Here is a 20,915-nt window from a genome sequence, read left to right as displayed (position 1 = left end):
CCCCTGGCCGAGGGGCGGGCCGTTCTTCCGTCTGCCGGAGCGCGCGGGACTATCCGGTGTAGTCCTGCGGCGCGAAGCGGGCGGTGCGCTCGCGGTAGTCCTCGATGCTGCCGGGCCAGTTGTTGACCACGCGGCCGTCGCTCGTCTTGTACCAGCTCCCGCAGCCGGCGGCGAAGGCGGTGCCCGCGAGGTCCTGCCGGAGCCGCTCGTTGTAGCGCCGCTGCACCTCCGAGTCGACGTCCAGGACGCGGTCCGGGCCGGCGTCGAGGGCCTGGAGCACGTAGGCGATCTGGCACTCCACCATGAACAGGATCGAGTGGTGGCCCAGGTTGGTGTTCGGGCCGTAGAGCATGAACATGTTGGGGAAGCCGCTGACGGCCATGCCGAGGTACGCCTCGGGCCCCTCCTTCCAGGCGTCGCGCAGCGTCAGCAGGTCGCGTCCGACGATCTCCACGCCGCCGGTGCGGTCGAGCGGCTGGAAGCCGGTGGCGTGCACGATCACATCGAGGCCGTGCAGCCGCCCGTCCGTGGTGCGGATGCCCTCCGGTTCGATCCGCGCGATGGGCTCCGTCACCAGCTCGACGTCGTCGCGGCACAGCGCCGGGTAGTAGTCGTCGCTGATCAGCACCCGCTTGCAGCCGAACGCGTAGTCGGGGGTCAGCCGCTCGCGCAGCCGTCCGTCGGCGACCTGTGCGGCCAGGTGCTCCGCCGCCACGCCGAGGAACTGCTCGCGCACCGGGTTGCCGTCGTCCCGCAGGCCGGCGGCCCAGCCGTCGCGCTCCCGGTACAGGCCCTCGCGCAGCGCGGCGTAGCGGTGCGGCTCGGCGCGCAGCGCGGCACGCTCGTCGTCGCCCAGGGCCTGGTCCTGACGCGGGAGCAGGTAGTTGGCGGAGCGCTGGAACACCGTCAGCCGTTCGGTGGTCTCCGCGATGGCGGGCACCAGCTGGACGGCGCTGGCCGCGCTGCCGATGCAGGCGACCCGCTTGCCGGTCAGGTCCAGCGCCTCGGGCCAGCGCGCCGTGTGCACCTGGGTCCCGGCGAAGTCGTCCGCGCCCTCGATGCGCGCCCAGGCCGGCCGGTCCAGCTGCCCCCACGCCGTGATCAGGACGCGGGCCCGCAGCCGTGCGCCGTGCGAGGTGCGCAGGAGCCAGCGGCCGTCCTCGTCCGACCACGTGGCCTGGGTGACCTCCGTGCCGAAGCGGATGTGCTCCGTCAGTCCCTGGCTCGTGGCGAACCGCTTGAGGTTGCGCAGGATCTCCGGCTGCCCGGCGTAGGTGCGGCTCCAGTCGGGCTGCTCGCCGAAGGAGTACCAGTAGAGGTGGGACTGCACGTCGCAGGCCGCGCCGGGGTACGTGTTCTCGCGCCAGGTCCCGCCGAGGGAGGCGGCCTTCTCCAGCACCGTGAAGTCGTGCCGTCCGGCTTCCCTGAGGCGGGCGGCCATGCCGAGGCCCGACATCCCGGCTCCGATGATGACGATCTCGAAGTCCTCGTCCACAGTCATCCCTTCGTCGTCCTTCTTTCGCCGTCCACCTTGACCAGCGCTGCTGATCGACGACTGAAGGGAGACTGATGAGTCGTAACGAGATAACGCCTTTGATGAAGCGGAAAAAGAAAAAGGGAAACCGGATTTACTCCTCTTCGATCGCAAAGAGGAGGGACGCAGGGAACAACTCTCCCACTCGGGTACGGGTATGCGCGTGAAATATTCTGGCGCAGCGCGCTGACGCGCCGCTGACGCGGCAGCGGATTTTCGGACCCGGCGCAGAGTTTCCCGCGGACAGCATGCGACGAGGCTGCGGCAGAACGCCCCCGGCGGATTCCGGGCGTACTGCCGCAGCCTCGTCTCGTCGAGACCTTCGGGCGCCTACGCGGGCACGGCCGCGTCCAGCGAGGGTGCCTGGTTGAGGATCTCCCGCAGCCGTTCGCGCAGCTTGAGCGAGGGCTCCATGCCCAGCTCGTTCGCCAGCCGGCGCCGTGTGCTGTTGAAGGTCTCCACGGCCTCGGCCTGCCGTCCGGTCCGGTACAGGGCCACCATGAGCATCTCGGTCAGGCGCTCGCGCCAGGGGTGGATGGTGCGCATGCGTTTCAGCTCACTGATGATGTGCACGGGGTCCGCCAGCTGGATCTCCAGCCAGAGCTTGTCCTCGACGGCGCACAGTTGCTCCTCCTCCAGCGCGAGCGCCACGCTCTGCGACATCGGACCCTGGTTGACGTCCTGGAAGGGCGCGCCGCGCCAGAGCGCCAGCGCCTGGCCGAGCAGCCGGTGCGCCTCCTCGGGGCTGTGCCGTGCGCGGGCGCGGGCCTGGCCGACCAGCCGGCGGAAGGCCGCGGCGTCGGTCTCCTGGCCGCCCAGCTCCAGGACGTACCCCGACGAGCGGGTGAGCAGTTCGGGTGCGCGGCCGTGCGGGCCCGCCAGCTGCTGGAGGGTCCGGCGTAACCGGTAGACGTGGGCCTGCAGCGAGTTCTCGAAGGTGGGCGGCGGGTTCTCCCCCCACAGTTCGGTGTACAGCTGCTCGGCGGCCAGCGGGCGGCCCGGGCTCACCAGCAGCGCCGCCAGCAGGGCGCGCTGCCGGTTCCCGCCGACGGTGTGCGTACGGTCGCCCGCGCGCACCTCCAGCGGCCCCAGGAACGTGAAGACCGGAGCGGTCCCGGAAGTGGCCGGCACCTGGGAGCCGGACGGCACTCTCATACCGTTGTTCGGCTGCTCGTCCTCTAACTGCGAATAATTGATCACTTTTTCTCCCCTGCCGTGCGCGGTTCCTTTTATTGACTCCGGACATGTTCGCAGCCGCAAGTACCAAGAAGAGACAGTCGTCGCATCCAGGCCAGTGCATGTCCACTGCAACGAAGCTGATTTTCGATGTTTATATCTGGACGGATCGGTGCATCTCGGGCAGCAAACGCACGCGTCGACCACGCCCACGTGCGGGTTATCGAGCCTAGCCATGGCCGATTCAGGCAGCGCATTAACGGTTTTCCGAATACCCCGCAGGTAATTGATATGACGGGGCGGGCGACCGGTTCATCACCCGTCTCGGCGCCACCGCACCGGGCGCCCTTCTTTCATCGGTCGATCAGGAATCTGTCAGGCGCGCCGGGTTGGATCGACGGGACCGCTGACCACGATCCGGGAAAGAGGTGCGCGATGGGGGCAGCCCGTCAGCCGCTCCGCGTGGGGGTGCTGTTGCCGACCCGGGAGCAGGCGATCCTCGGCGAGTACGGCGCCTCGCCCCTGCTGGACTTCGCGCGACGGGCCGAGGGCCTCGGCTTCGACTCCCTGTGGACGGGCGACTCGCTCACCGCGCGCCCTCGGCTCGACCCGCTGGTGGCGCTGTCCGCCGTGGGCGCCGTGACCCGCCGCGTGCTCCTGGGCACCGCGGCCCTGACGCCGGCGCTGCGGCACCCGCTCGTGGCGGCGAACATGGTCAGCAGCCTGGACCACGTCAGCTCCGGCCGGCTCGTGCTGGGGGTGGGTGCGGGTTTCCCGGCGCCGGAGACCGACGAGGAACTGGCCGCCGTCGGCGCCGGGGCGGGCGACCGGGCGGGCCGGCTGGACGAGATCACCGAGCTGTGGCGCACGGCCTGGAGCAGCACCCGGCCCGGCGCGCCGAACCGCTTCGCGGGCCGGCACTGGCGGGCGGAGGGCCTCGACCGGCTGGTCCGCCCCGCCGTACCCGACGGGCCGCCGCTGTGGCTCGCCGCCGACGACACCGCAGGGGGGCTGGAGCGGGCGGCCCGCCGCTACGACGGCTGGCTGCCCTTCCGCACCTCGGCCGAGGCCTACGCCGGTGCCCGGCGGCGCCTGGAGGACCTGTGCCGGCGCGCGGGACGCCCGGCCGGCGCGGTCACCCCGGCCCTCTACCTGACGGTCACGGTCGGCCCCGACGAGCGGCGGGCCAGGGTCGAACTCGACGACTACCTGGAGCTCTGCTACGGCCGCACCCTGGAGCAGATGTCCGCCGTCCAGACCTACGCCTGGGGCCCCAGCGAGTACTGCGCCCAGCGCCTCGCCGACTACGTGCGGGCGGGCGCCCGCCACATCGTGCTCCGCATCGGATCGCTGCGACCGGAGACCCACCTGCGGGAGTTCGCGGACGTCCTGGTGTCCAAGGCCCGCCAGACGGATCAGGAGAGCCCATGACGACCGAAACCACCCGGCGCGCCCGCTGGTTCACCAGCTCCGGAGCCGATCCGAACGCCGATCACCAGGTGTTCCTCTTCCCGCACGCCGGCGGCACGGCCCCCGCCTACCAGGCCTGGGCCGCCACCCTGCCCTCCACCATGGAGGTACGCACCCTGCAACTGCCCGGACGTCAGGAGCGGTTCGGGGAGGAGCCGTTCACCGATGTGACACCCCTGGTGGAAGCGCTGCTGACGGCGTTCGAGGCCGAACTCGACGGCCGCCCGTATCTGTTGTTCGGCCACAGCTTCGGCGCTCTGCTCGCCTACCGCCTGTCCGTGGCCGCCGCGGCCGACGGCCTGCCGGCGCCCGCGCTGCTGGGCGTCTCGGCCTGGGCCCCGGCGCTGGAACCGGCTGCCGACCTCGCCCGGGTCGCCACCATGTCGGACGACGAGCTCCTCGCCCGGGTGGCCCGGCTCGGACTGATGCCGGAGGGGACGGCACTCGACGCGGCCACCCTGGCCTCGATCATGCCGGCGCTGCGCGCGGACTTCCTGGCCGCCGGCAGCCTGCGCGAGGACGGCGAACCGGCACCCTGCCCGGTCGCGGCCTACTGCGGCACCACCGACCCGATCGTGACCCCTGGTGACATGGCCGCCTGGACGGACCACTGCGCCGAGTTCCTCGGCGCGACCGAGTTCCCGGGCGGCCACTTCTACCTCTTCGAGCACGCCGCGGCGGTCCACCACGGCCTGGAACGCCACCTGCGCCGCCTGACCGCCCGGACCTGACCGCCCGGACCTCGCCGGAGTCGGGCCGGGGCGAGGTGGGCGGTGACCCCGCCGGGTCGAGGCCGGCGACGCCGGCCTCCGGCCTGATCTCCGGGAGGCGGTGGACCGGTTCGCGGTCGTGGGGTGGCCGCCGTCGCGTCCGGGGGCGCGGCGGTGCTCCGTCGGCACGCCGGAAAAGGAGGTGGTCGGTCGACGGCCGCGCCCCGTCGGCCAGGTAGGCGGCGAGCGCGGCGGCGGTCCGGTGGCGGAACAGCTCGGCGAGCGGTACGCCGCCCCCGAGCAGCCGGCGCACCTTGAGCGCGGCGAAGGAGTGGCCGCCCAGATCGAAGAAGTCGCTGCGCGGACGCACGTCGTCCGTGCCCAGGACCTCCCGCCAGACGTGCCGGACCCGCTCCGGCAACTCCGGCGCGCTGTCCTCGACGGTCTCCGCAGGGGGGACCGTGTCCTCGACGGTCTCCGCAGGGGGGAACGTGTCCTCGACGGCTCCCGGCTCCGGCCCAGTGCCTTCGGTAGCCCCCCGATCCCGCCCAGTTCTCGCGACGGCCTCCCCGTACCGCGCCGTACCGTCGACGACGGCCCCCGGAGCCGCGGTCTCCTCGACGGCCTCCGGAGCCGGGGCGGCGACCGACGCGGCCGTGCTCACCCGGGCCGAGGGGCGCGGCGGCTCGGGCAGCAGGAGGTCCCGCGCGGTTGGCCGGGGGTCATGCGGCGAGGAACCGGGCGATGTCGTGGAGTTCCGCGTCGAGGGCCGCCGGGCCCGCACCGTCCAGAACGCCGTCGAACGGCTCCAGGGCGACGGCACGTGTCCGGTCCCGGCGCCAGACCCCGCGGACCAGGCCGTCCACCACGATGGTGGGGCTGATCCGACCGCCGCCCGGCCAGACCCTGCGCTCGTGCTCGGGCTCGACGGACAGCCGGCGATCCGTGAATCCCACCAGGTAGTTGTCGTAGGCCGGCAGCAAGCGGACGTCGCCCACCGGCTCCGGGCCGGGCGGCGCGCCGGCCGGCAGCGCGTGCCCGTCCAGGTCGCCGACGCGGCACGGCTCGATCAGACCGGCCCCGAGCAGTTCCCGCCACGCGGAGCGGGCGGCGGGCAGGCCGAGCCCGGACCAGGTGGCGAAGTCGGCCGCGGTCGCCGGTCCGTGGGCCGCCAGATACCTGCGCAGCAGCTCTTCGACCGCGGCGGGGCCGGAAGGTCCGGCAAAGGCGGGCAGCCAGTCGTTCGCGAGGACGTAGGTGGCGGAGCCGTCCTCCCGGACCGGACCGAAACAGACGGTACCGAGGAGAGCGGATCGGCGGACGAGGTGGAACGGGACCTGCCCGGAGGCGTCGAGGCCCGCCTCGGTCATCCGCGCCGCGAGTTCGTCCCGGGTCAGCGGACCGCCGGCGAGCGCCTCGGCGATCACCCGCTCCCCCCGTTCCAGCTCGGCGGGTCCGAGCCCCAGCTCCCGGTACCGGCGCTCGCTGCGGCGCAGCAGTAGCGGAGCGAGCAGTTCGCGGAGCCAGGCCGCGTCACGGGCCGGGACCAGGTACAGCGTGCCGCGCATGAACCAGCCCCGGACCAGAGTGCGTTCGATGCCGAGCGCCCGGTACACGTCCGCCTCGGTCAGCCCGGAGCCGCGCGCCCTGACCCCGAGCGCGGCCGCCCTCAGATCCTGCGCCTGCACGGCCAGACAGCGCTCCAGAACAGCGGCCACGGACGCCGCGCGCCACGCGCCCCCCACGCCCTGCGACCACGCCCGGAGCAGTCTGACCCGACCCGGTCCCAGCTCCCGCACGTACGCCCCCTGACATCCCCCGTCGCCGCCGACGGTTCCCGAACCGTAGCCGATGGCCGTCCCGCCACGAACAGCACACGAGAACGCCCGGTCCGCGGCCGGGCGCCGTGCCGCCGTCACCCTCTGCGCCCCACCGTCCCTGCGCCCCACCGTCCGCCTCCTCCCCCGGCACGCCCCCGCGGAGGACCCCCATACGACCAACGGGAAGGCACCCTCGTCATGAGAGTCGACTTGCATCACGAATGCGACCCGTCTATATTCATGAGAGTCAGTTCTCACGAAGGGCGCGGCAATGACCTCTCTTGTTCCCACCGGCGACACCCGGACCGTCGACCTCCCGGGCGGCCTGTCCGTGACCATCGAAGAGCGCGGCGGCGACTCCGGGGGCAGGGGCTTCCTCCTGCTGCACGGCGGCGCGGGCCCCCGGACGATGACCGGCCTGGCGAGCGCGCTGACCGAGCACGCGTACACCGTCGTCCCGACCCACCCGGGGTTCCAGGGGACGCCCCGCCCGGAGTGGTGCGATACGCCGGCCGACCTCGCCGTCGCCTACCTGGACCTGCTCGACGCCCTCGGCCTGAGCGACGTCATGGTGATCGGCAGCTCGCTCGGCGGCTGGGTCGCCTCCGAGATGGCCCTGCGCGACACCAGGGCCCGCATAGGCAGTCTCACCTTGCTCAACGCGGTGGGCATCCACGCGGCGCGGAAGGAGGACGCGGTCGTGGACACCCGCGCCCTGGCGCCGGCCGAGATCGCCGAGCTGTCATTCGCCGATCCGGCCCTCCGCCCCGACTTCTCCTCCCTCAGTGACGAGCAGCGGGCCCAGGGGGCCGCCAACCAGCGGGCCCTGGCGCTCTACGGGGGTGAGAAGTTCTCGCACGACCCGAAGCTGCGCGGTCGCCTGCATCGTGTCGGCGTGCCGGTGCTGGTCGTCTGGGGCGAGCAGGACGGTATCGCCTCCGCAACCTACGGCCGCGACTACGCCGATTCCTTCCCCAACGGCCACTTCGCGTCGATCCCCGAGGCCGGGCACTTCCCGCACATCGAGCAGCCGGGGCGCACCCTCGGCGCCATCGGCGACTTCGCCGAGACCGTGGCGAACCGGTCGGCCGCGGCCTGAACCCGACCGCGTCGCCGGGCCCCCGGGAGCACCGCACGCACGGGCCGGCGGCCGCGGCGGGTCAGTCGTACTCCGCGGCGGGCGCGGTCGCGTACCGGGCCATGACGCGCACGGTGGCCGGGCCCGTCAGCTCCCCGTCCCGCGTCGCCGCGTCGCGCAGGTCCCGGAAGTACTGCACATACAGGTCGGGGGTGAAGGTGTTGATCATCACCAGCGGCTCCTCGCCGGGGTTCGCGAAGGTGTGCGGTACGCCCGGCGGGACCATCACCAGTGTTCCGGCGGGCGCCTCGTGCTCGTCGTGGCCCACGGTGAACCGGGCCGTGCCGGAGACCACGTAGAAGCCCTCGTCGTGTTCGGCGTGGCGGTGCTGGGGCGGGCCGGCGCTGCGCGGGGCGAGAGTGATCTCGCCGATCCCGAGGCGGTGCTCGGTCGTGCCGCCGTCCTCCAGGATGCGTATCCTCGCCGGCCCCAACTGGATCACCTCGCCGCCGTCAGGAGGGATGATCGCGACGCTGTTCATGACCAGGCTCCTTCATGAGAGTTAGCTCGCATGAAAATAGGCTGGTCGCATCGTATGATGCAAGTCTTCCTCACAGGAAGGACGATTCCCCGCCGCGGACCGAAAGGTGGATCCATGTCCCCGCCGACTTCGCCGACCTCGCCGACCTCCGGCATGACCGGCCGCGCGAACCAGAAGCTGCGTACGCGTCGGGCGATCGTCCAGGCCGCGGCCGAACTGAGCCGCACCGGACGCGAGGTCACCATGAGCGAAATCGCCGTGGCGGCCCTCGTCTCCGAGGCCACGGCCTACCGCTACTTCCCCGATCTCGTCAGCCTCCTGCAGGAGGCCATGGCCGGCCAGCTCCCCGATCCGGACGAGGCTCTCGCCGGTGTCGAGCACTCCACCGATCCGGTGGAACGCGTCGCCGCCGCGACCGAGTTCCTGCTGCGCCACGTGCTGGCCCGGCAGGGCGTGGTCCGCGCCATGATCGCCGGAACCATCGCCCGGCCCGAACGGTCCGCCCGGCCCGGCCTGCGCTTCGGGCTGATCGACCACGCGCTGGCCCCGCAGGCGGTGGCCGCGGCGATCGATCCCCCCGCGCTGGAGCAACTCAGACGCGGCCTTGCCGTGGTGGTGAGCGCCGAGGCGCTCTTCAACCTCACCGACCTGTACGGCCTGGACCCGCAGGACGCCATCGCCAGCGTCGTGGCGACCGCGACGTCCCTCACCCGCGCCGCCCTGCACCCGGACGCGAAGCCGGCCACTGACGCACGGACATGAGCCGGCCCGCCGGCGCCCCGACGGGACGGCACCCCGCTGTTCACGCTCCGTCAAGGGCGTGGCCGAGCAAGGACGTACGGCCTCCCCGGCCACGGCTCACACGCCGGGTGGGCCGGTTCCCGCGGCTCGCACCGCGGGAACCGGCCCGTCAGCGTCTGCCCGGTCTCACCGGCCGAAGCCGTAGGCGAACAGATGGGCGCTGCCCGTCGAGCCCGTCACCGGCAGGGTGATCGACGCCACCTGCCTGGACGCGTCGAGCGGGACCTTGGTGGCGAAGACGTAGGTCTTCACGCCGTCCCTGCCGCCTCTGCCGGTGTTCCGGTAGCCCGTCGTGACGGCCGTGGTGTCACCCGCCATCGGCTTGCTCGAACCGGCGTTGAGCGTCCAGTCCGAGAAGCCGACCGTCGCCTCGGACGTGGTGCCGTCGGTGTAGGTGACGGTCATCGTGCCCGAGACTCCGCTGCCGTCGGTCGGCGCGTCGGTCGCCGTGCCCAGCAGGCCCAGCGACGCTCCCGACGTACCGGCCGGCATCGGGATGGTCTGGCCGGCCATCTCCAGGTTGTCCAGCCGACCGGACGCCACCGTCGGCCAGGTGTAGGAGACGCCGTCGACCGTGATGGTGGAGCCGCTCGTGACTCCGGCCGCCGACAGCGCGTTCTGCGAGAAGGCCCAGCCGCCGTTGTCGAAGCCGCCGGAGAAGGTCGCGCCGTCGGGGTAGACGCCTTCGTTGGTGTCGTACGGCCACAGCTCGCCGGCCTTGGCCACTGCGACCCGGAGGGCCGCCCCGTTCAGCGCCGCCCCGGTGCCGTGGTCGGTCAACGCGAAGGTGACGGGGAACGTCCCTTCGCCCGCGCCCGCCGTCACATGGACCTTCGCCTCGGCGCTGCCCGAGGCGGGCACCTTCACCGAGCCGGACGCGGGGTCGAGTGTGACGCCCGATGGCGCCGTCGCCTTCCAGTCGACGGTGGCGTCCTCGCCGCCGAGGTTGGTGAGGTCGAGGGTGCCGTCACCGGACGTACCCGGCTGGAGCACCAGGCCGTCGCTGGACGGGCCGGCCGCGGCCAGGACGCGGTCCCCGCCCGTGGTGTCCGACGGTGGCACCGCCGACGGGCCGGAGGCCCAGGACTCGTCCGGACGGGTGCCGAGGGTGAAGTCCAGGGTGCCCGCGCCCTTGAACTGCTCGTACGTCAGCCAGGAGGTTCTCCACTCCTTGCCCTTGACGTCGAGGGAGTGCACGTACGGGGCGTCGGGCGCCGCCTGCGGTGCGTTGATCCGCACCGTCTTGCCGCCCGCGAGCGTCACCTTCGCCACGGGGAATGCCGGGCTGCCGAGTACCAGGGTGTCCGTGCCCGGGGTCTCGGGGTACATGCCCAGCTCGGACCAGACGTACCAGGAGCTCATCGCGCCGAGGTCGTCGTTGCCGAACGAGCCGACCGGGGCGTTGAAGTACAGGTTCCGCTGGGCCGCTCGGACGGCCTCCTGGGTCTTCCACGGCTGACCCGTGTAGGCGTACTCCCAGGGGATCTCCACGCTGGGCTCGTTGCTCAGGTTGGCATCGGTGTTGCCGGGATCGGTGATGTTGTCGAGCAGGCTGTCCAGGAAGGAGGAGTACGCCTTGTCACCGCCCCGCGCCTGGATGAGCTGCCTCAGGTTGAACGGCACCATCGGCGTGTACTGGGCGGACGTGCCCTCGACGAAGCCGCTGGAGGTACCGGGGGTGAAACCGCCCGCGAACTGACCGTCCTTGTCCTTCGCCTGCATATAGCCGGTCTGCGGGTTGAAGACGTTCATCCAGTCCTGGGCACGGGTGGCGAACTTCCGGTAGACGGCCGTCCTGCCCAGCGACTTGGCGAAGGCGGCGAGGGCGTAGTCGGCGGAATCGTACTCCAACTGCGTGGAGACCGGGCCGTAGAAGTTGCAGCACCCGTAGTCGTTCTCGTCCAGCGGGAGGTAGCCCTTCGCGTCCCGCACCGACTCGCCGGGGCGGTCGTTGTTCGGGGCGGTGGCCTCGTGCCGCAGGGCGGCGAGGGCCTTGCCCGTGTCGAAGCCACGGGCGCCGAAGGCGTACGCGCCGGCGATGATGCCGGCCGCCGGGTCGCCGACCATCACGTAGCTCTCGCCGTTGTTGGAGGCCCACTTGGGGAGCAGACCCGTCTGGTCGTAGCCGTTGAGCATGGAGGTGACGACGTCGTCGGCGACCCTGGGCTCGACCAGCGCCATCAGCTGGGTCTGGGAGCGGTAGGTGTCCCAGCCCGAGTAGTTGGCGTACTGGGCCCGCTGGTGCTTGGCCAGTTTGTGGATCTGGTTGTCCATGCCCATGTACTGGCCGTTGGCGTCCGAGAACACGTTCGGGTGCAGCAGCGCGTGGTAGAGCGCCGTGTAGAACTGCACCTGCTGGTCCGGGGTGCCGCCGCCGATCCGGACCCTGTCCAGCACCGCGTTCCAGGCGTCGTGGTTCGCCTGTTCCACCGCGTCGAGGTTCCAGCCCTTGATCTCGGTGGTGAGGTTGTCCGCCGCGTTGGCGTCACTGGTGTACGAGATGCCGACCTTCGCTCTCACCGTGGGGTCGGAGGAGGTGTCGAAGGTCAGGTACATCCCGTTCGCGCCCGTGGTGGGCGGCTGGGCGGCCTTGCCCGTGGCCGACGTGGAGGGCGTGGCGCCGGCGCTCGGGGCCGGGGCCGGCGTACCGGAGGACCCGCCGGCGTTGTCGTGCACGGTCGGGGACGGGGCCGCGGGAACGGTGAAGTGCTCTTCCTTCAGCCGCTTCGACGGGTGTGTCCGCAGCTCCTGCCGGACCTTGCCGGCCTTCAAGGATGTCGCGTCGGGGTTGATGGTGCCGCCGATCCAGGTGCCGCTGCTGGTGAACGGCCGGTCGAACTTGATGTCGAAGTGCAGGGTGTACCGGTTTTTCGCACCGCAGAAGTGACCACTGTCGACGGCGCCGCTGATCTCCTTCTTGTTCACCACCTGGACGCGGGTCCCGTCCACCTGTGTGGCACCCCCGCTGAGCTTGAACAGCAGGTTCGCCCGGCTGCCCGCCGGGAAGGTGAAGGAGCCGAGGCCCGCGCGGGTGGTGTCGGTCAGCCGGGTCGTGACGCCGCTCGCGTCGGTGACCTTGTAGAACCCGATGCCGGTCTGCTCGTCGGCGTGGCGGAAGCCCGCGGACGCGTTGCCGAGGTTGCCCGAGAGCGTGCCGGTCACCGGAAGAACCGGGAGGTCGCCCGCGACGCCGCAGCCGGGTCCGGAGACATGGGTGAGGCTGAAGCCCGAGATCTTGTTGTCGTTGTACTCGTATCCGCCGCCCGAGGGCCGGTCCGGCGTCGTGTCCGGACCCCACTGCACCATCCCGGCCGGCATGTCGGGGCCGGGGAAGGTGTCCACCTCTCCGGAGGTGCCGATCAGGGGGTTGACGAGGGACGCGGGATCCTTCACCAGGGCCGGTGGTGCGGCACTCGCGGCATGGGCGTCCCCGATCGCCGGGAGCGGGAGTGCCGCGATCCCCAGGACGGAGATCACGGCCAGGCGTTGGCGAAGTCTCTTTCGGTTACGTGGCGCGGCTGAACGTCGGGGTCGGACCATCGGGTTGCCTCCGCAGCGTTTCGTGCTTCGCACAGGTGCTGATGTGCCGAAGGACAGGGACGTCGTGAGGGGCCACGGTGCCGGGCAGCTCGGTCGAACACCCTGACAACGTTGCCATCCACAAGTGTCGAGTGAAGCCCGTGGGCTTACGACCTGTCAACGATGTCAACAGCAGTTTTCGGGAGCGAAGTTCGCAGCGCGTCGTTCGGCACCGCGCCGACGCGTCCGGCCGACGGCTGTCGCCCCCTGGTGGACCCGTGTTCGTCCCTCCCGGCGAACTTCACGCGTCCCGGACGGACTTCACCCGAGCCTTCCGTTCCTGCTCCCCCTTGCCCGGGTCGGCGCACCGGCTCAAGGTCTGCGCCCTTCCTCTCCTATGGGGTGAGCGCTCGTCGCAGTGCCTCGTCGAGGAGGCGGCGCAGCCCGGTGGCCGTGTCGGCCACCACGGTGGCGAGCAGGGCCGGGCCGGCCAGGGGGACCAGTACGCCCCGGGCCTCGGTGCCGGGGTCGCCGAGGAGGACCGGAGGGAAGGCCCCCGGGGTGAGGGACGGGTCCACGACGAGCAGTTGGCCGCAGGCGCGGTACGCGCCCACGACGGCCGGGCCGTCCCAGGCGGGGTGCGGGTCGCCGTAGCCGGTGTGCTGGTCGAGCAGGGGGCGGCCGGCGCGGCGCACGGTGAGGCGCGTACTCAGCCGGCCGCTGGTCTCGCCGGTGCGGCCGATGACCTGTTCGTCCCTGAGGATGAGACGGGCGGTGAGGGCGAGGTCGACGGTGCAGGTCTGGCGGAGGTTGCTGCCGGCGGTGCTGATCAGGGGCCGCGGCAGCCAGTGCAGGGTGGCGTCGTCGCCGACGGTGAGGCGGATGTCGTAGGTGGCGGCGTCCTCGGTGGGGCCGCGCAGGGCGATGGTGGAAGCGGCTGAGGTGATCCGAAGGCGGGCACGCGGGCCGACGTCGGTGTGCAGGGCGAGCCGGTCGCCGCCGAGAGGTCCGCTCATGGCGCCGATGACGTCGACGCGGGCCAGGTCGCCGCGGGGGCGGAGTCTTTGAAGGTGGAAGGGGCCGTCACCGCTGAGCAGCGGGAGGGTGGTGGTGCGGCCGTTGTGGGCGGCACGCACCCGTGCGGTGGCCACGACGCCGGAGGTGTCCGAAGAGGCCGCGGTGAGGGGCGTCATGCGGTCGTCGGCGAGCGTACTCATCTCTCCTGCCGGCCCGGTCGGTGCGCGGTGACGGCGGGTTCGGGCCACGTGGTCGCCCGGCGCCAAGCGGCGAGACGTTCGAGCACCCAGTCGGCGACGGGCCTGACGCCGTCGTCGTCGGTGAGGGAGGTGAACACGACAGGGAGGCCGCCGCGCCGCTCGGCAGCGTCCCGGGCCATGACGCCGAGGTCGGCGCCGACGTACGCCGCGAGGTCGGTCTTGTTGACGACGAGGAGGTCGGCGGTGGTGATGCCGGGACCGCCTTTGCGCGGGATGTCGTCACCGCTCGCGACGTCGATGACGAAGACCTGCGTGTCGACCAGCCCCTTCGCCGACGCTCCGGCCGATCCGGGCCTGGTCGTAGACGTGGGCGGTGAGCAACGCCATCGTCTCCGGATAGTTCAACCTGATGCCCTGCTCCCTGCGCTGCCGCGCCACACCGGCCGCCACATGGACCAGCAGGCGCTCCTGCTCATGGGGACTGAAATGCATGGTGCCCTTCTCGGATCCGGCAGCGAGCCTTCGTCGACGGTGCGGCACGGGCCCGCCGGATCCAGAAGCCGAGCCGGACCGCGCCGCTCTCGATCGTTCTGGGGCCAGGCCGGTGCGGCGAAGCGGAACACGCTGTGCCACTTCGGACGGACGGCGAGTCGAACGCGCCAGCGAGGGCGACAGGAACCGCCCCTGGAGGCGTGCACACACACTCGTTCGCCGCAACCGCCCGACCGGAAACCCGGCACAGCACACGGCAGTCCTGTTCGGGCGGTGGCCGGTTCGCATCGCCCGCACGTCCGGGATCGGAGCGGGCGGTGTCCGGGGGACGGATCGTCGGGGTCCTCCCTGTCGGTTCCAGGATCTCTCCGACTCTGGTGGCGGTGAGGACCGCTTCAGCTGATCATTATTCAACTACCGTGTGACGCACACCAGTCACTGACCCTGAGGGAGCCCCATGCCCACCGCGCAGGTGCCCGACATCCTCTCGCCTGAATTCGCCGCGGACCCCTACTCGGCGTACCGTCTGATGCACGACGCCGCGCCCCTCATCTGGCATGAGGCGACGCAGAGTTACATCATCTCGCGCTATGAGGACGTCGAGCGCGTCTTCAAGGACAAGAACGGCGAGTTCACCACCGACAACTACGACTGGCAGATCGAGCCCGTGCACGGCAGGACGATCCTCCAGCTCAGCGGCCGTGAGCACGCCGTGCGCCGCGCCCTCGTCGCTCCCGCCTTCCGCGGCGCCGACCTCCAGGAGAAGTTCCTCCCCGTCATCGAGCGCAACTCGCGCGAACTGATCGACGCCTTCCGGAACTCCGGCTCCGCCGACCTGGTCAACGACTACGCCACCCGCTTCCCGGTCAACGTGATCGCCGACATGCTGGGGCTCGACAAGGCGGACCACGCGCGCTTCCACCGCTGGTACACGACCGTCATCGCCTTCCTCGGCAACCTCTCGGGCGACCCTGAGGTGGCCGCGGCGGGCGAGCGGACCCGTGTCGAGTTCGCCGAGTACATGCTGCCGATCATCCGGGAGCGTCGCGAAAGCCTGGGCGACGACCTGCTGTCCACGCTGTGCACCGCCGAGGTCGACGGAGTGCGGATGAGCGACGAGGACATCAAGGCCTTCTGCAGCCTGCTGCTCGCCGCCGGCGGCGAGACCACCGACAAGGCGATCGCCAGCATCTTCGCGAACCTGCTCCGCCACCCCGACCAGCTCGCCGCCGTCCGCGCGGACCGCGACCTGATCCCGCGGGCCTTCGCCGAGACCCTGCGGTACACCCCGCCCGTCCACATGATCATGCGGCAGTCCGCGACCGAGGTGAAGCTCAGCGGCGGCACCATACCCGCCGGCGTCACCGTCACCTGCCTGATAGGCGCCGCCAACCGGGACGAGAGCCGCTACCGCGATCCCGACCGCTTCGACATCTTCCGTGACGACCTGACCACGACGACCGCCTTCTCCGCCGCCGCCGACCACCTCGCCTTCGCGCTCGGCCGGCACTTCTGCGTCGGCGCGCTGCTCGCCAAGGCGGAGGTCGAGATCGGTGTCAGCCAACTGCTGGACGCCATGCCCGACATGCGTCTCGCAGACGGCTTCGACCCGGTCGAGGAAGGCGTCTTCACCCGCGGACCGCAGCGCCTGCCGGTGCGGTTCACGCCCGTGACGGCCGCCTGACCGGCGCCACCGCCGAGGCGATGGGCCCCGCCCAGGGGCCCATGTGCCCGTGCCGCCGCAACCGCCGGGCGGGACAGGGCGCCCGTCCTACCTGATCATCGAGCGCCCGCCCTACTGCACCACCGGCGTGAACCGCACCGGCAGCGCCGTCAGCCCTCGCATCCAGACCGACGGACGCCACGTCAGCGTCTCCGGCTCGACCGACAGCACCAGGTCGGGCAGCCGCTCCAGCAGCGTCTCCACCGCCGTCCGCGCCATCACGTCCGCGAGCAGCGGTGCCGGATAGGGGCAGCGGTGCTCACCGTTGCTGAACGAGAGGTGCGCGGAGTTCTCCGCGCCCACGTGCGAATCGGGCCAGATCTGCGGATCGGTGTTGGCCGCGGCCAGCCCCAGCACCAGACAGTCCCCCGCCCGGATCTGCCGCCCGCCCAGCTGGGTGTCCCGAACGGCCCAGCGCCCGATGAAGTTCTGCGTCGGCGTGTCCAGCCACAGCGCCTCGTTGAGCGCCTCGCCCACACTGAGCCTGCCCCCCGACACGTTCACCGCGAACCGCTCGTCCGTCAGCAACAGCCGCAGCGTGTTGCAGATCCAGTTCGCGGTCGGCTGCTGCGCCGCGGCGATCACCGAGATCAGGTCTTGGACGATCTCCTCGTCCGTCAGTCCCGCCGGATGCAGCAGCATGCGCGAGGTGACATCCGGACCGGGGCTTTCCCGCTTGTCCTTCACCAACTGCCGGAGCCGCTCGCCCACCCGCCCGTACGCGGCCACCGGGTCGTCACCCTCCGCGGCGTCGAGCGAGATCCGCAGGTCCTCGACGAGACGCCGGGTGTCCTCGCCGGAGGTCGGCATCCCGCACATCTGCACCACGGCACGCATCGGCAGGGCGTGCGCGTATCCCGTCATCAGCTCGGCCTGACCGCTGCCCGCGAAGGCGGCGATGAGCTGGTCGGCGATCAGCTGGCAGTTGCGCGCCAGTTCGAACTGGTCGACGCCTTCCAGCGCCTGAGTGATCACTCCGGCCCGCCGCCGGTGCTCGTCGCCCTCGGTGAACAGCACCGAGGGCTGGTAGCCGACGTACGGCAGCAGCGGCCAGTCCGCCGGAATGTTCTCCCACTGGTTCCAACGCCGGGAGTCCCGCGCGAACAGCTCGTCGTGGCTGGTCACGTACGTGACTTCGGAGTAGCCGAGCACCAGCCAGGCCGGGATGTCCCCGTCGAGCAGCACCGGCGCGACCGTGCCGTGCTCGCTGCGCAGCGCGCGGTACATCTGCGAGGGCGTCTGCTGGTACTCAAGTCCCGCCAGCCGCACCGCGTCGGGGTGGGCGGGGCAGCCCGGCGGAGCCTGTCGCGCGGAAGAGGGATCGGTCACGGTGTCGCCTCCTGGGCCATCGCCAGTTCGTACAGGTGGTCCACGAGGGTGATCAGCACGTCCTTGCCGGACTGCCGGACCCGCGCGTCGCAGTCGACCATCGGCACCCGCTCGGACAGTGCGAGCGCCTGGCGGATCTCCTCCAGGGAGTACCGGTGGGTGTCGTCGTCGAACCGGTTGACGGCCACCACGAACGGCGTCTTGTGGTGCTCCAGCCGGTCTATCGCGTACCAGGAGTCGTTCATCCGACGCGTGTCCACGAGCACCACGGCACCCAGCGTTCCGGAGAACAGGCTGTCCCACAGGAACCAGAAGCGTTCCTGGCCCGGCGCTCCGAACAGGTACAGCACCATGCGCTCGTTGAGGCTGATCCGCCCGAAGTCGAACGCCACCGTCGTGGTGGTCTTCGCCGCGACCGCGCTGGTCTCGTCGAGGCCGATGCCGGCCTGCGTCATCACCTCCTCGGTGTTCAGCGGCCGGATCTCGCTCACCGAGCGGACCAGGGTCGTCTTGCCGACACCGAAACCGCCCACGATGACGATCTTCAGTCCGGTCTCCGCCGCATCGGCCAGTGGCGTGCGGTGGGACGGAAGCTCAGAGGTTGCGGAGCCCATGGAGCACCTCCTTGAGAAAGGCGGAGTCGGGAAGCGAGGCGACGGACCGCGCCGCACGCGGCCGGCGGGCGGTGATGCGGCCGGTGTCGAGCAGGTCCCCGAGCAGGATCCGCACCACGGTGATCGGCAGTTTCAGCTCCGCGGCGATCTCGACGACGGCCGTGGGGTGTTGGCACAGCTCCAGGATCCGGGCGTGCTCCGACTGCATTCCCGCCGTGGGCCGGCACTCACTGACGATCAGGGTGACCAGGTCGAAGGAGTCGTCGCCACGGCTCCGGCCGGCCGTGACCGTGTAGAGCCGGTCGGGGTCACCGGTGTCCACGGGCTTGCGCATCACGACGCGGCACTCCCGGGAACGGGCTCTCGGGGCTCGGCGCGCAGGTGTTCGCCGATCTGCTCCACCAGCTCCGTCATCTGATGGCCCACCACGCCGGGGTCGGCGTCCTCCTCGGCGAGGACGGCCAGGTGCGCTCCCTCGCCGGCCTCCACGATGAACAGCAGGCCGCCGTGGAACTCGGTCATGGACTGCCGGACGCCGCCGGTGCCGTCGCCGAACTCCACGGACGCGCCTTGGGACAGGGCCTGGATGCCGGAGCATATCGCCGCCAGCTGGTCTGCCTGGTCGAGCGTCAGGTGTTCGGTCCAGCAGAGCTTCAGGCCGTCCCGGGACAGCGCCAGAGCGTGCCGGGTGCCGGGGGTACGCTCCAGGAGATTCTGGAGGAGCCAGGTGAGGCTGTTGTCGGTGGTCTGCATGATGGGTGAGGGGACGGTGGTACCCGGTTGACCGGTCACCGGCCCGTTCCTCCAATCTCAGGAACTCGGGCGGGAAGCGGGCGCCGGCGCCCTGGGCGCCGTGCGGAGAAGGGGTCGTCGGCTACGGGGCGGGCGGCGGCTCGGACTCGGTCCGGGCGTCCGGCCCGGCGGCGCCACTCGCGGACCGGCGCCCGCGGTGGAAGGCGCCGAACCGTGCGCCGGCGTCGCGTGCCGGGCGCTGCTCCGGGCGGTCTCCGTCCGCCGTCTCGGACGCGGCCCCGGATACCGCGGGGGACGCCGACCGGCGCTGCTCGCGCTCCCGCTCCGCCTCGGCCATGGTGCGGCCGGGCGCGCGTACCGGCAGGCCGTTCGGGGTGGAGGCGGCGGCACGAGGGGGCTGTCCCTGCTCGGTCAGCTCCGGCCGGGCGGCGGGCCGCTCCGGGACGCCGGGGCGGGAGGTGGGCTCGGGTACCGGGGCCGGGGCGGGCGAGGCGGCGGGGGCGGGGCCCGGCGTGGGCACGGTCCCCGCGGCGGAGTGGCCGACAGCCCCGCTCGACACCGCGTCGCGCCGCTGGGCGATCAGTTGCGGGGGCAGCAGGACGACGACGCCGGTGCCGCCGCGCGACGAGGGGCGGTAGTTGACGCTGATGCCGTACTTCACCGCGAGCCGTCCGACCACGGCGAGGCCGAGCCGGGTCCCCTGAAGCGAGGCGAGGTCGGTCATGCGGCCGGACACCGCCTCCTCGGCGCGACGCATGGCCGCGTCGGCCATCTTCAGGCCGCTGTCCTCGATGGTGACGACCAGTCCGGCGCTGCGGTCCTCGACATAGACGTGCACCTCGTCGATGGGCGGGGAGAAGTTCGCCGCGTTGTCCATCAGTTCGGCGAGGAGATGCATGACGCCCTCGGCGGCGAAGCCGGAGATCGCGGCGGTGGTGGAGCAGTGCAGGCGCACCCGCTGGTAGGCGGCGATCCGGCCGACGGCGCCACGCAGGATGCTCTCCATCACGATCGGCTTGTTCCAGGCGCGGCTGGACCGTCCGCCCATGAGCAACGCGAGCCGGTCGGTCATCAGGCCGAGCTGCGAGGTGCTGTGGTCCAGCTTCAGCAGGTCGCCGAAGACCTCCTCACCGTGTCGTTCCTGCATGTCGCGCAGGTCGGCGAGCATGCTGACGGACTTGGCCTGGACGCGGCTGAGCGCCTTGGCGGAGGCGGCCTGTGCCGCGGCGGCGCGCCGCTCGCTGCGGGCGAGTTCGCGAACGTACGACTCGGTCGCGCTGCGGACCATGGGCAGCCGCGGCAGGTCGAGTTCGGCGAGCACCGTGTCGGCGGACCGGCCCTCGCGCAGTCCCGCGACGGCGGCGGGCAGGGTCTCCCGCGTCACCCGCTCCAGCGCGGCGACCGCCTCGTTCAACTCGTTCCGGGCCTGCCGGCACTCGCCGTCCAGGACGGCCGCGTGCCGCACGCATTCCTCGACGGCGGCGGCGAAGGAGTACACGATCCGGCCCAGCTGCGGGTCGGACGGCTGGGGGACACTGCCCAGCGCGTCGACCGCGCTCATGCCGGCTCGCAGACGGTCGGTCACGGCGGGCAGCGTCATGTTGCCCAGGTGCGCCGTCTCCGCCGACAGCTGCGCCGCCTGCGCCTTGAGACGGCCGGTCTCGGAGGTCTGCGCGGCGGCCGCGCACCGGGCCTGCCGGACGAGCCGGTGGCCGACGAGGACGGCCGCGGCCACGCACCCCCAGGCGACCGCCACCACGGTCAGCGCCCAGACGCCGGCGCCGGACGGCGCCAGGGCGACAGCCACGCCGCCGGCCGCGGCACCAAGCACCAGCACGACCAAGGGCATGGTCGGCGAGGTGCGCGGCGGCTTCGTCGGCCGTTGCTGACTGAGTGGTGCGGGGAGTGACATGCTGCGGTCCCTCGGTCCATGAGATCAGGAGAAACGGGCAGCCGACTCACGGCAGCCGCGGGTCGGAACGGGGGCGCGCCAAGAGGACGACGATCTTCCGACCGGGTACCTGCTCATGCTAGCCACACTGGCGCGCGAGAAGATCTGACTAGCTGCGCAGTGCGCCGATAACCCGAGTTCGTCGTGAACCAGCCGCTCCAACTTCCGGTTGTGGTAGAGGAGATGG

At 71.7% G+C, this 20,915-nt stretch carries 16 protein-coding genes and 3 pseudogenes; 5 read left to right on the top strand and 14 right to left on the bottom strand.

Translation table 11 applies throughout. The features are described 5' to 3' along the window. Window positions 1-49: 49 nt before the first annotated feature. Window positions 50-1,501: a flavin-containing monooxygenase gene (locus ACWDD7_RS07235; RefSeq protein WP_450456657.1), complete on the bottom strand. Its 1,452-nt coding sequence runs from the start codon at window positions 1,499-1,501 to the stop codon at window positions 50-52. A 363-nt stretch (window positions 1,502-1,864) separates the two neighbouring features. Next, complete coding sequence (locus tag ACWDD7_RS07230; protein WP_450456656.1) at window positions 1,865-2,734, bottom strand: AfsR/SARP family transcriptional regulator; 870 nt, start codon at window positions 2,732-2,734, stop codon at window positions 1,865-1,867. 411 nt (window positions 2,735-3,145) lie between these two features. On the opposite strand from ACWDD7_RS07230, the gene ACWDD7_RS07225 reads away from it, so the two are divergent. Together ACWDD7_RS07225 and ACWDD7_RS07220 are read left to right on the top strand one after the other, a co-directional pair. Further along, window positions 3,146-4,141 (top strand): LLM class flavin-dependent oxidoreductase, encoded by a 996-nt coding sequence (locus ACWDD7_RS07225; protein WP_392211958.1) that lies wholly within the window; start codon window positions 3,146-3,148, stop codon window positions 4,139-4,141. Beyond that, a complete protein-coding gene (locus ACWDD7_RS07220) occupies window positions 4,138-4,911 on the top strand; it encodes a thioesterase II family protein (protein ID WP_450456655.1) in 774 nt (257 codons plus the stop codon). Before ACWDD7_RS07225 ends, ACWDD7_RS07220 begins: the two co-directional genes overlap by 4 nt. A 223-nt stretch (window positions 4,912-5,134) precedes the next feature. Here ACWDD7_RS07220 and ACWDD7_RS07215 read toward each other — a convergent pair. Both ACWDD7_RS07215 and ACWDD7_RS07210 read right to left on the bottom strand, forming a co-directional pair. Then, window positions 5,135-5,554, bottom strand: a pseudogene (locus tag ACWDD7_RS07215) (acyl carrier protein); the annotation flags it as partial. Window positions 5,555-5,612: 58 nt separating this feature from the next. Then, window positions 5,613-6,608 carry a winged helix DNA-binding domain-containing protein gene (locus ACWDD7_RS07210; protein WP_450456654.1) on the bottom strand — a complete coding sequence of 332 codons (996 nt, stop codon included), beginning with the start codon at window positions 6,606-6,608 and terminating at the stop codon, window positions 5,613-5,615. Window positions 6,609-6,981: 373 nt separating this feature from the next. Between ACWDD7_RS07210 and ACWDD7_RS07205 the strand changes: the two genes are divergently transcribed. Continuing rightward, the gene (locus tag ACWDD7_RS07205) at window positions 6,982-7,809 is read left to right on the top strand and encodes an alpha/beta fold hydrolase (RefSeq protein ID WP_450456653.1); all 828 of its coding nucleotides are present in this window, start codon (window positions 6,982-6,984) and stop codon (window positions 7,807-7,809) included. Window positions 7,810-7,870: 61 nt separating this feature from the next. Here ACWDD7_RS07205 and ACWDD7_RS07200 read toward each other — a convergent pair whose 3' ends face one another. Beyond that, window positions 7,871-8,329 carry a cupin domain-containing protein gene (locus ACWDD7_RS07200; RefSeq protein WP_450456652.1) on the bottom strand — a complete coding sequence of 153 codons (459 nt, stop codon included), beginning with the start codon at window positions 8,327-8,329 and terminating at the stop codon, window positions 7,871-7,873. 114 nt (window positions 8,330-8,443) lie between these two features. On the opposite strand from ACWDD7_RS07200, the gene ACWDD7_RS07195 reads away from it, so the two are divergent. Then, a complete protein-coding gene (locus ACWDD7_RS07195) occupies window positions 8,444-9,091 on the top strand; it encodes a TetR/AcrR family transcriptional regulator (RefSeq protein ID WP_450456651.1) in 648 nt (215 codons plus the stop codon). Window positions 9,092-9,256: 165 nt separating this feature from the next. Here the strand turns inward: ACWDD7_RS07195 and ACWDD7_RS07190 are convergent, their stop codons facing one another. The 4 genes and pseudogenes from ACWDD7_RS07190 to ACWDD7_RS07175 form a co-directional block, all read right to left on the bottom strand. Beyond that, the gene (locus tag ACWDD7_RS07190; RefSeq protein ID WP_450456650.1) at window positions 9,257-12,607 is read right to left on the bottom strand and encodes a lectin; all 3,351 of its coding nucleotides are present in this window, start codon (window positions 12,605-12,607) and stop codon (window positions 9,257-9,259) included. A 437-nt stretch (window positions 12,608-13,044) separates the two neighbouring features. Beyond that, the gene (locus ACWDD7_RS07185) at window positions 13,045-13,866 is read right to left on the bottom strand and encodes an urease accessory protein UreD (protein ID WP_450456649.1); all 822 of its coding nucleotides are present in this window, start codon (window positions 13,864-13,866) and stop codon (window positions 13,045-13,047) included. Then, a pseudogene (locus ACWDD7_RS07180) lies at window positions 13,863-14,198 on the bottom strand (GTP-binding protein); the annotation flags it as partial. The gene ACWDD7_RS07185 and the pseudogene ACWDD7_RS07180, both read right to left, overlap by 4 nt. Next, window positions 14,194-14,358: pseudogene (locus ACWDD7_RS07175) on the bottom strand (urease subunit gamma); the annotation flags it as partial. The pseudogenes ACWDD7_RS07180 and ACWDD7_RS07175, both read right to left, overlap by 5 nt. Before the next feature lie 457 nt (window positions 14,359-14,815). Between ACWDD7_RS07175 and ACWDD7_RS07170 the strand changes: the two are divergent. Beyond that, complete coding sequence (locus tag ACWDD7_RS07170) at window positions 14,816-16,042, top strand: cytochrome P450 (RefSeq protein ID WP_351867017.1); 1,227 nt, start codon at window positions 14,816-14,818, stop codon at window positions 16,040-16,042. Between the two features lie 111 nt (window positions 16,043-16,153). Here ACWDD7_RS07170 and ACWDD7_RS07165 read toward each other — a convergent pair whose 3' ends face one another. The 5 genes from ACWDD7_RS07165 to ACWDD7_RS07145 form a co-directional block, all read right to left on the bottom strand. Then, a complete protein-coding gene (locus tag ACWDD7_RS07165; RefSeq protein ID WP_392211946.1) occupies window positions 16,154-17,410 on the bottom strand; it encodes a cytochrome P450 in 1,257 nt (418 codons plus the stop codon). Beyond that, entirely contained in the window at window positions 17,407-18,024 is a 618-nt protein-coding gene (locus tag ACWDD7_RS07160; protein WP_450456648.1) for a GTP-binding protein, read from the bottom strand. The genes ACWDD7_RS07165 and ACWDD7_RS07160 overlap by 4 nt, the downstream gene beginning before the upstream one ends. After that, window positions 18,005-18,361, bottom strand: a complete 357-nt coding sequence (locus ACWDD7_RS07155; protein WP_351867008.1) for a DUF742 domain-containing protein — start codon at window positions 18,359-18,361, stop codon at window positions 18,005-18,007. Before ACWDD7_RS07155 ends, ACWDD7_RS07160 begins: the two co-directional genes overlap by 20 nt. Next, a complete protein-coding gene (locus tag ACWDD7_RS07150; RefSeq protein WP_351867005.1) occupies window positions 18,358-18,777 on the bottom strand; it encodes a roadblock/LC7 domain-containing protein in 420 nt (139 codons plus the stop codon). Before ACWDD7_RS07150 ends, ACWDD7_RS07155 begins: the two co-directional genes overlap by 4 nt. A 121-nt stretch (window positions 18,778-18,898) precedes the next feature. Next, window positions 18,899-20,626: an ATP-binding protein gene (locus tag ACWDD7_RS07145; protein WP_450456647.1), complete on the bottom strand. Its 1,728-nt coding sequence runs from the start codon at window positions 20,624-20,626 to the stop codon at window positions 18,899-18,901. Window positions 20,627-20,915: the final 289 nt, after the last annotated feature.

The organism is Streptomyces sp. NPDC001056, assembly GCF_053598955.1.
Note: the sequence above shows the minus strand (reverse complement) of the source record. Positions and strands in the feature narration are given on the sequence as shown.

Bases quoted from the DNA above. Each gene is read 5' to 3' on its own strand.
- ACWDD7_RS07235 (WP_450456657.1), bottom strand. From the start codon at position 1,501: ATGACTGTGGACGAGGACTTCGAGATCGTCATCATCGGAGCCGGGATG.
- ACWDD7_RS07225 (WP_392211958.1), top strand. From the start codon at position 3,146: ATGGGGGCAGCCCGTCAGCCGCTCCGCGTGGGGGTGCTGTTGCCGACC.
- ACWDD7_RS07220 (WP_450456655.1), top strand. From the start codon at position 4,138: ATGACGACCGAAACCACCCGGCGCGCCCGCTGGTTCACCAGCTCCGGA.
- ACWDD7_RS07205 (WP_450456653.1), top strand. From the start codon at position 6,982: ATGACCTCTCTTGTTCCCACCGGCGACACCCGGACCGTCGACCTCCCG.
- ACWDD7_RS07200 (WP_450456652.1), bottom strand. From the start codon at position 8,329: ATGAACAGCGTCGCGATCATCCCTCCTGACGGCGGCGAGGTGATCCAG.
- ACWDD7_RS07195 (WP_450456651.1), top strand. From the start codon at position 8,444: ATGTCCCCGCCGACTTCGCCGACCTCGCCGACCTCCGGCATGACCGGC.
- ACWDD7_RS07185 (WP_450456649.1), bottom strand. From the start codon at position 13,866: ATGAGTACGCTCGCCGACGACCGCATGACGCCCCTCACCGCGGCCTCT.
- ACWDD7_RS07170 (WP_351867017.1), top strand. From the start codon at position 14,816: ATGCCCACCGCGCAGGTGCCCGACATCCTCTCGCCTGAATTCGCCGCG.
- ACWDD7_RS07160 (WP_450456648.1), bottom strand. From the start codon at position 18,024: ATGGGCTCCGCAACCTCTGAGCTTCCGTCCCACCGCACGCCACTGGCC.
- ACWDD7_RS07150 (WP_351867005.1), bottom strand. From the start codon at position 18,777: ATGCAGACCACCGACAACAGCCTCACCTGGCTCCTCCAGAATCTCCTG.
- ACWDD7_RS07145 (WP_450456647.1), bottom strand. From the start codon at position 20,626: ATGCCCTTGGTCGTGCTGGTGCTTGGTGCCGCGGCCGGCGGCGTGGCT.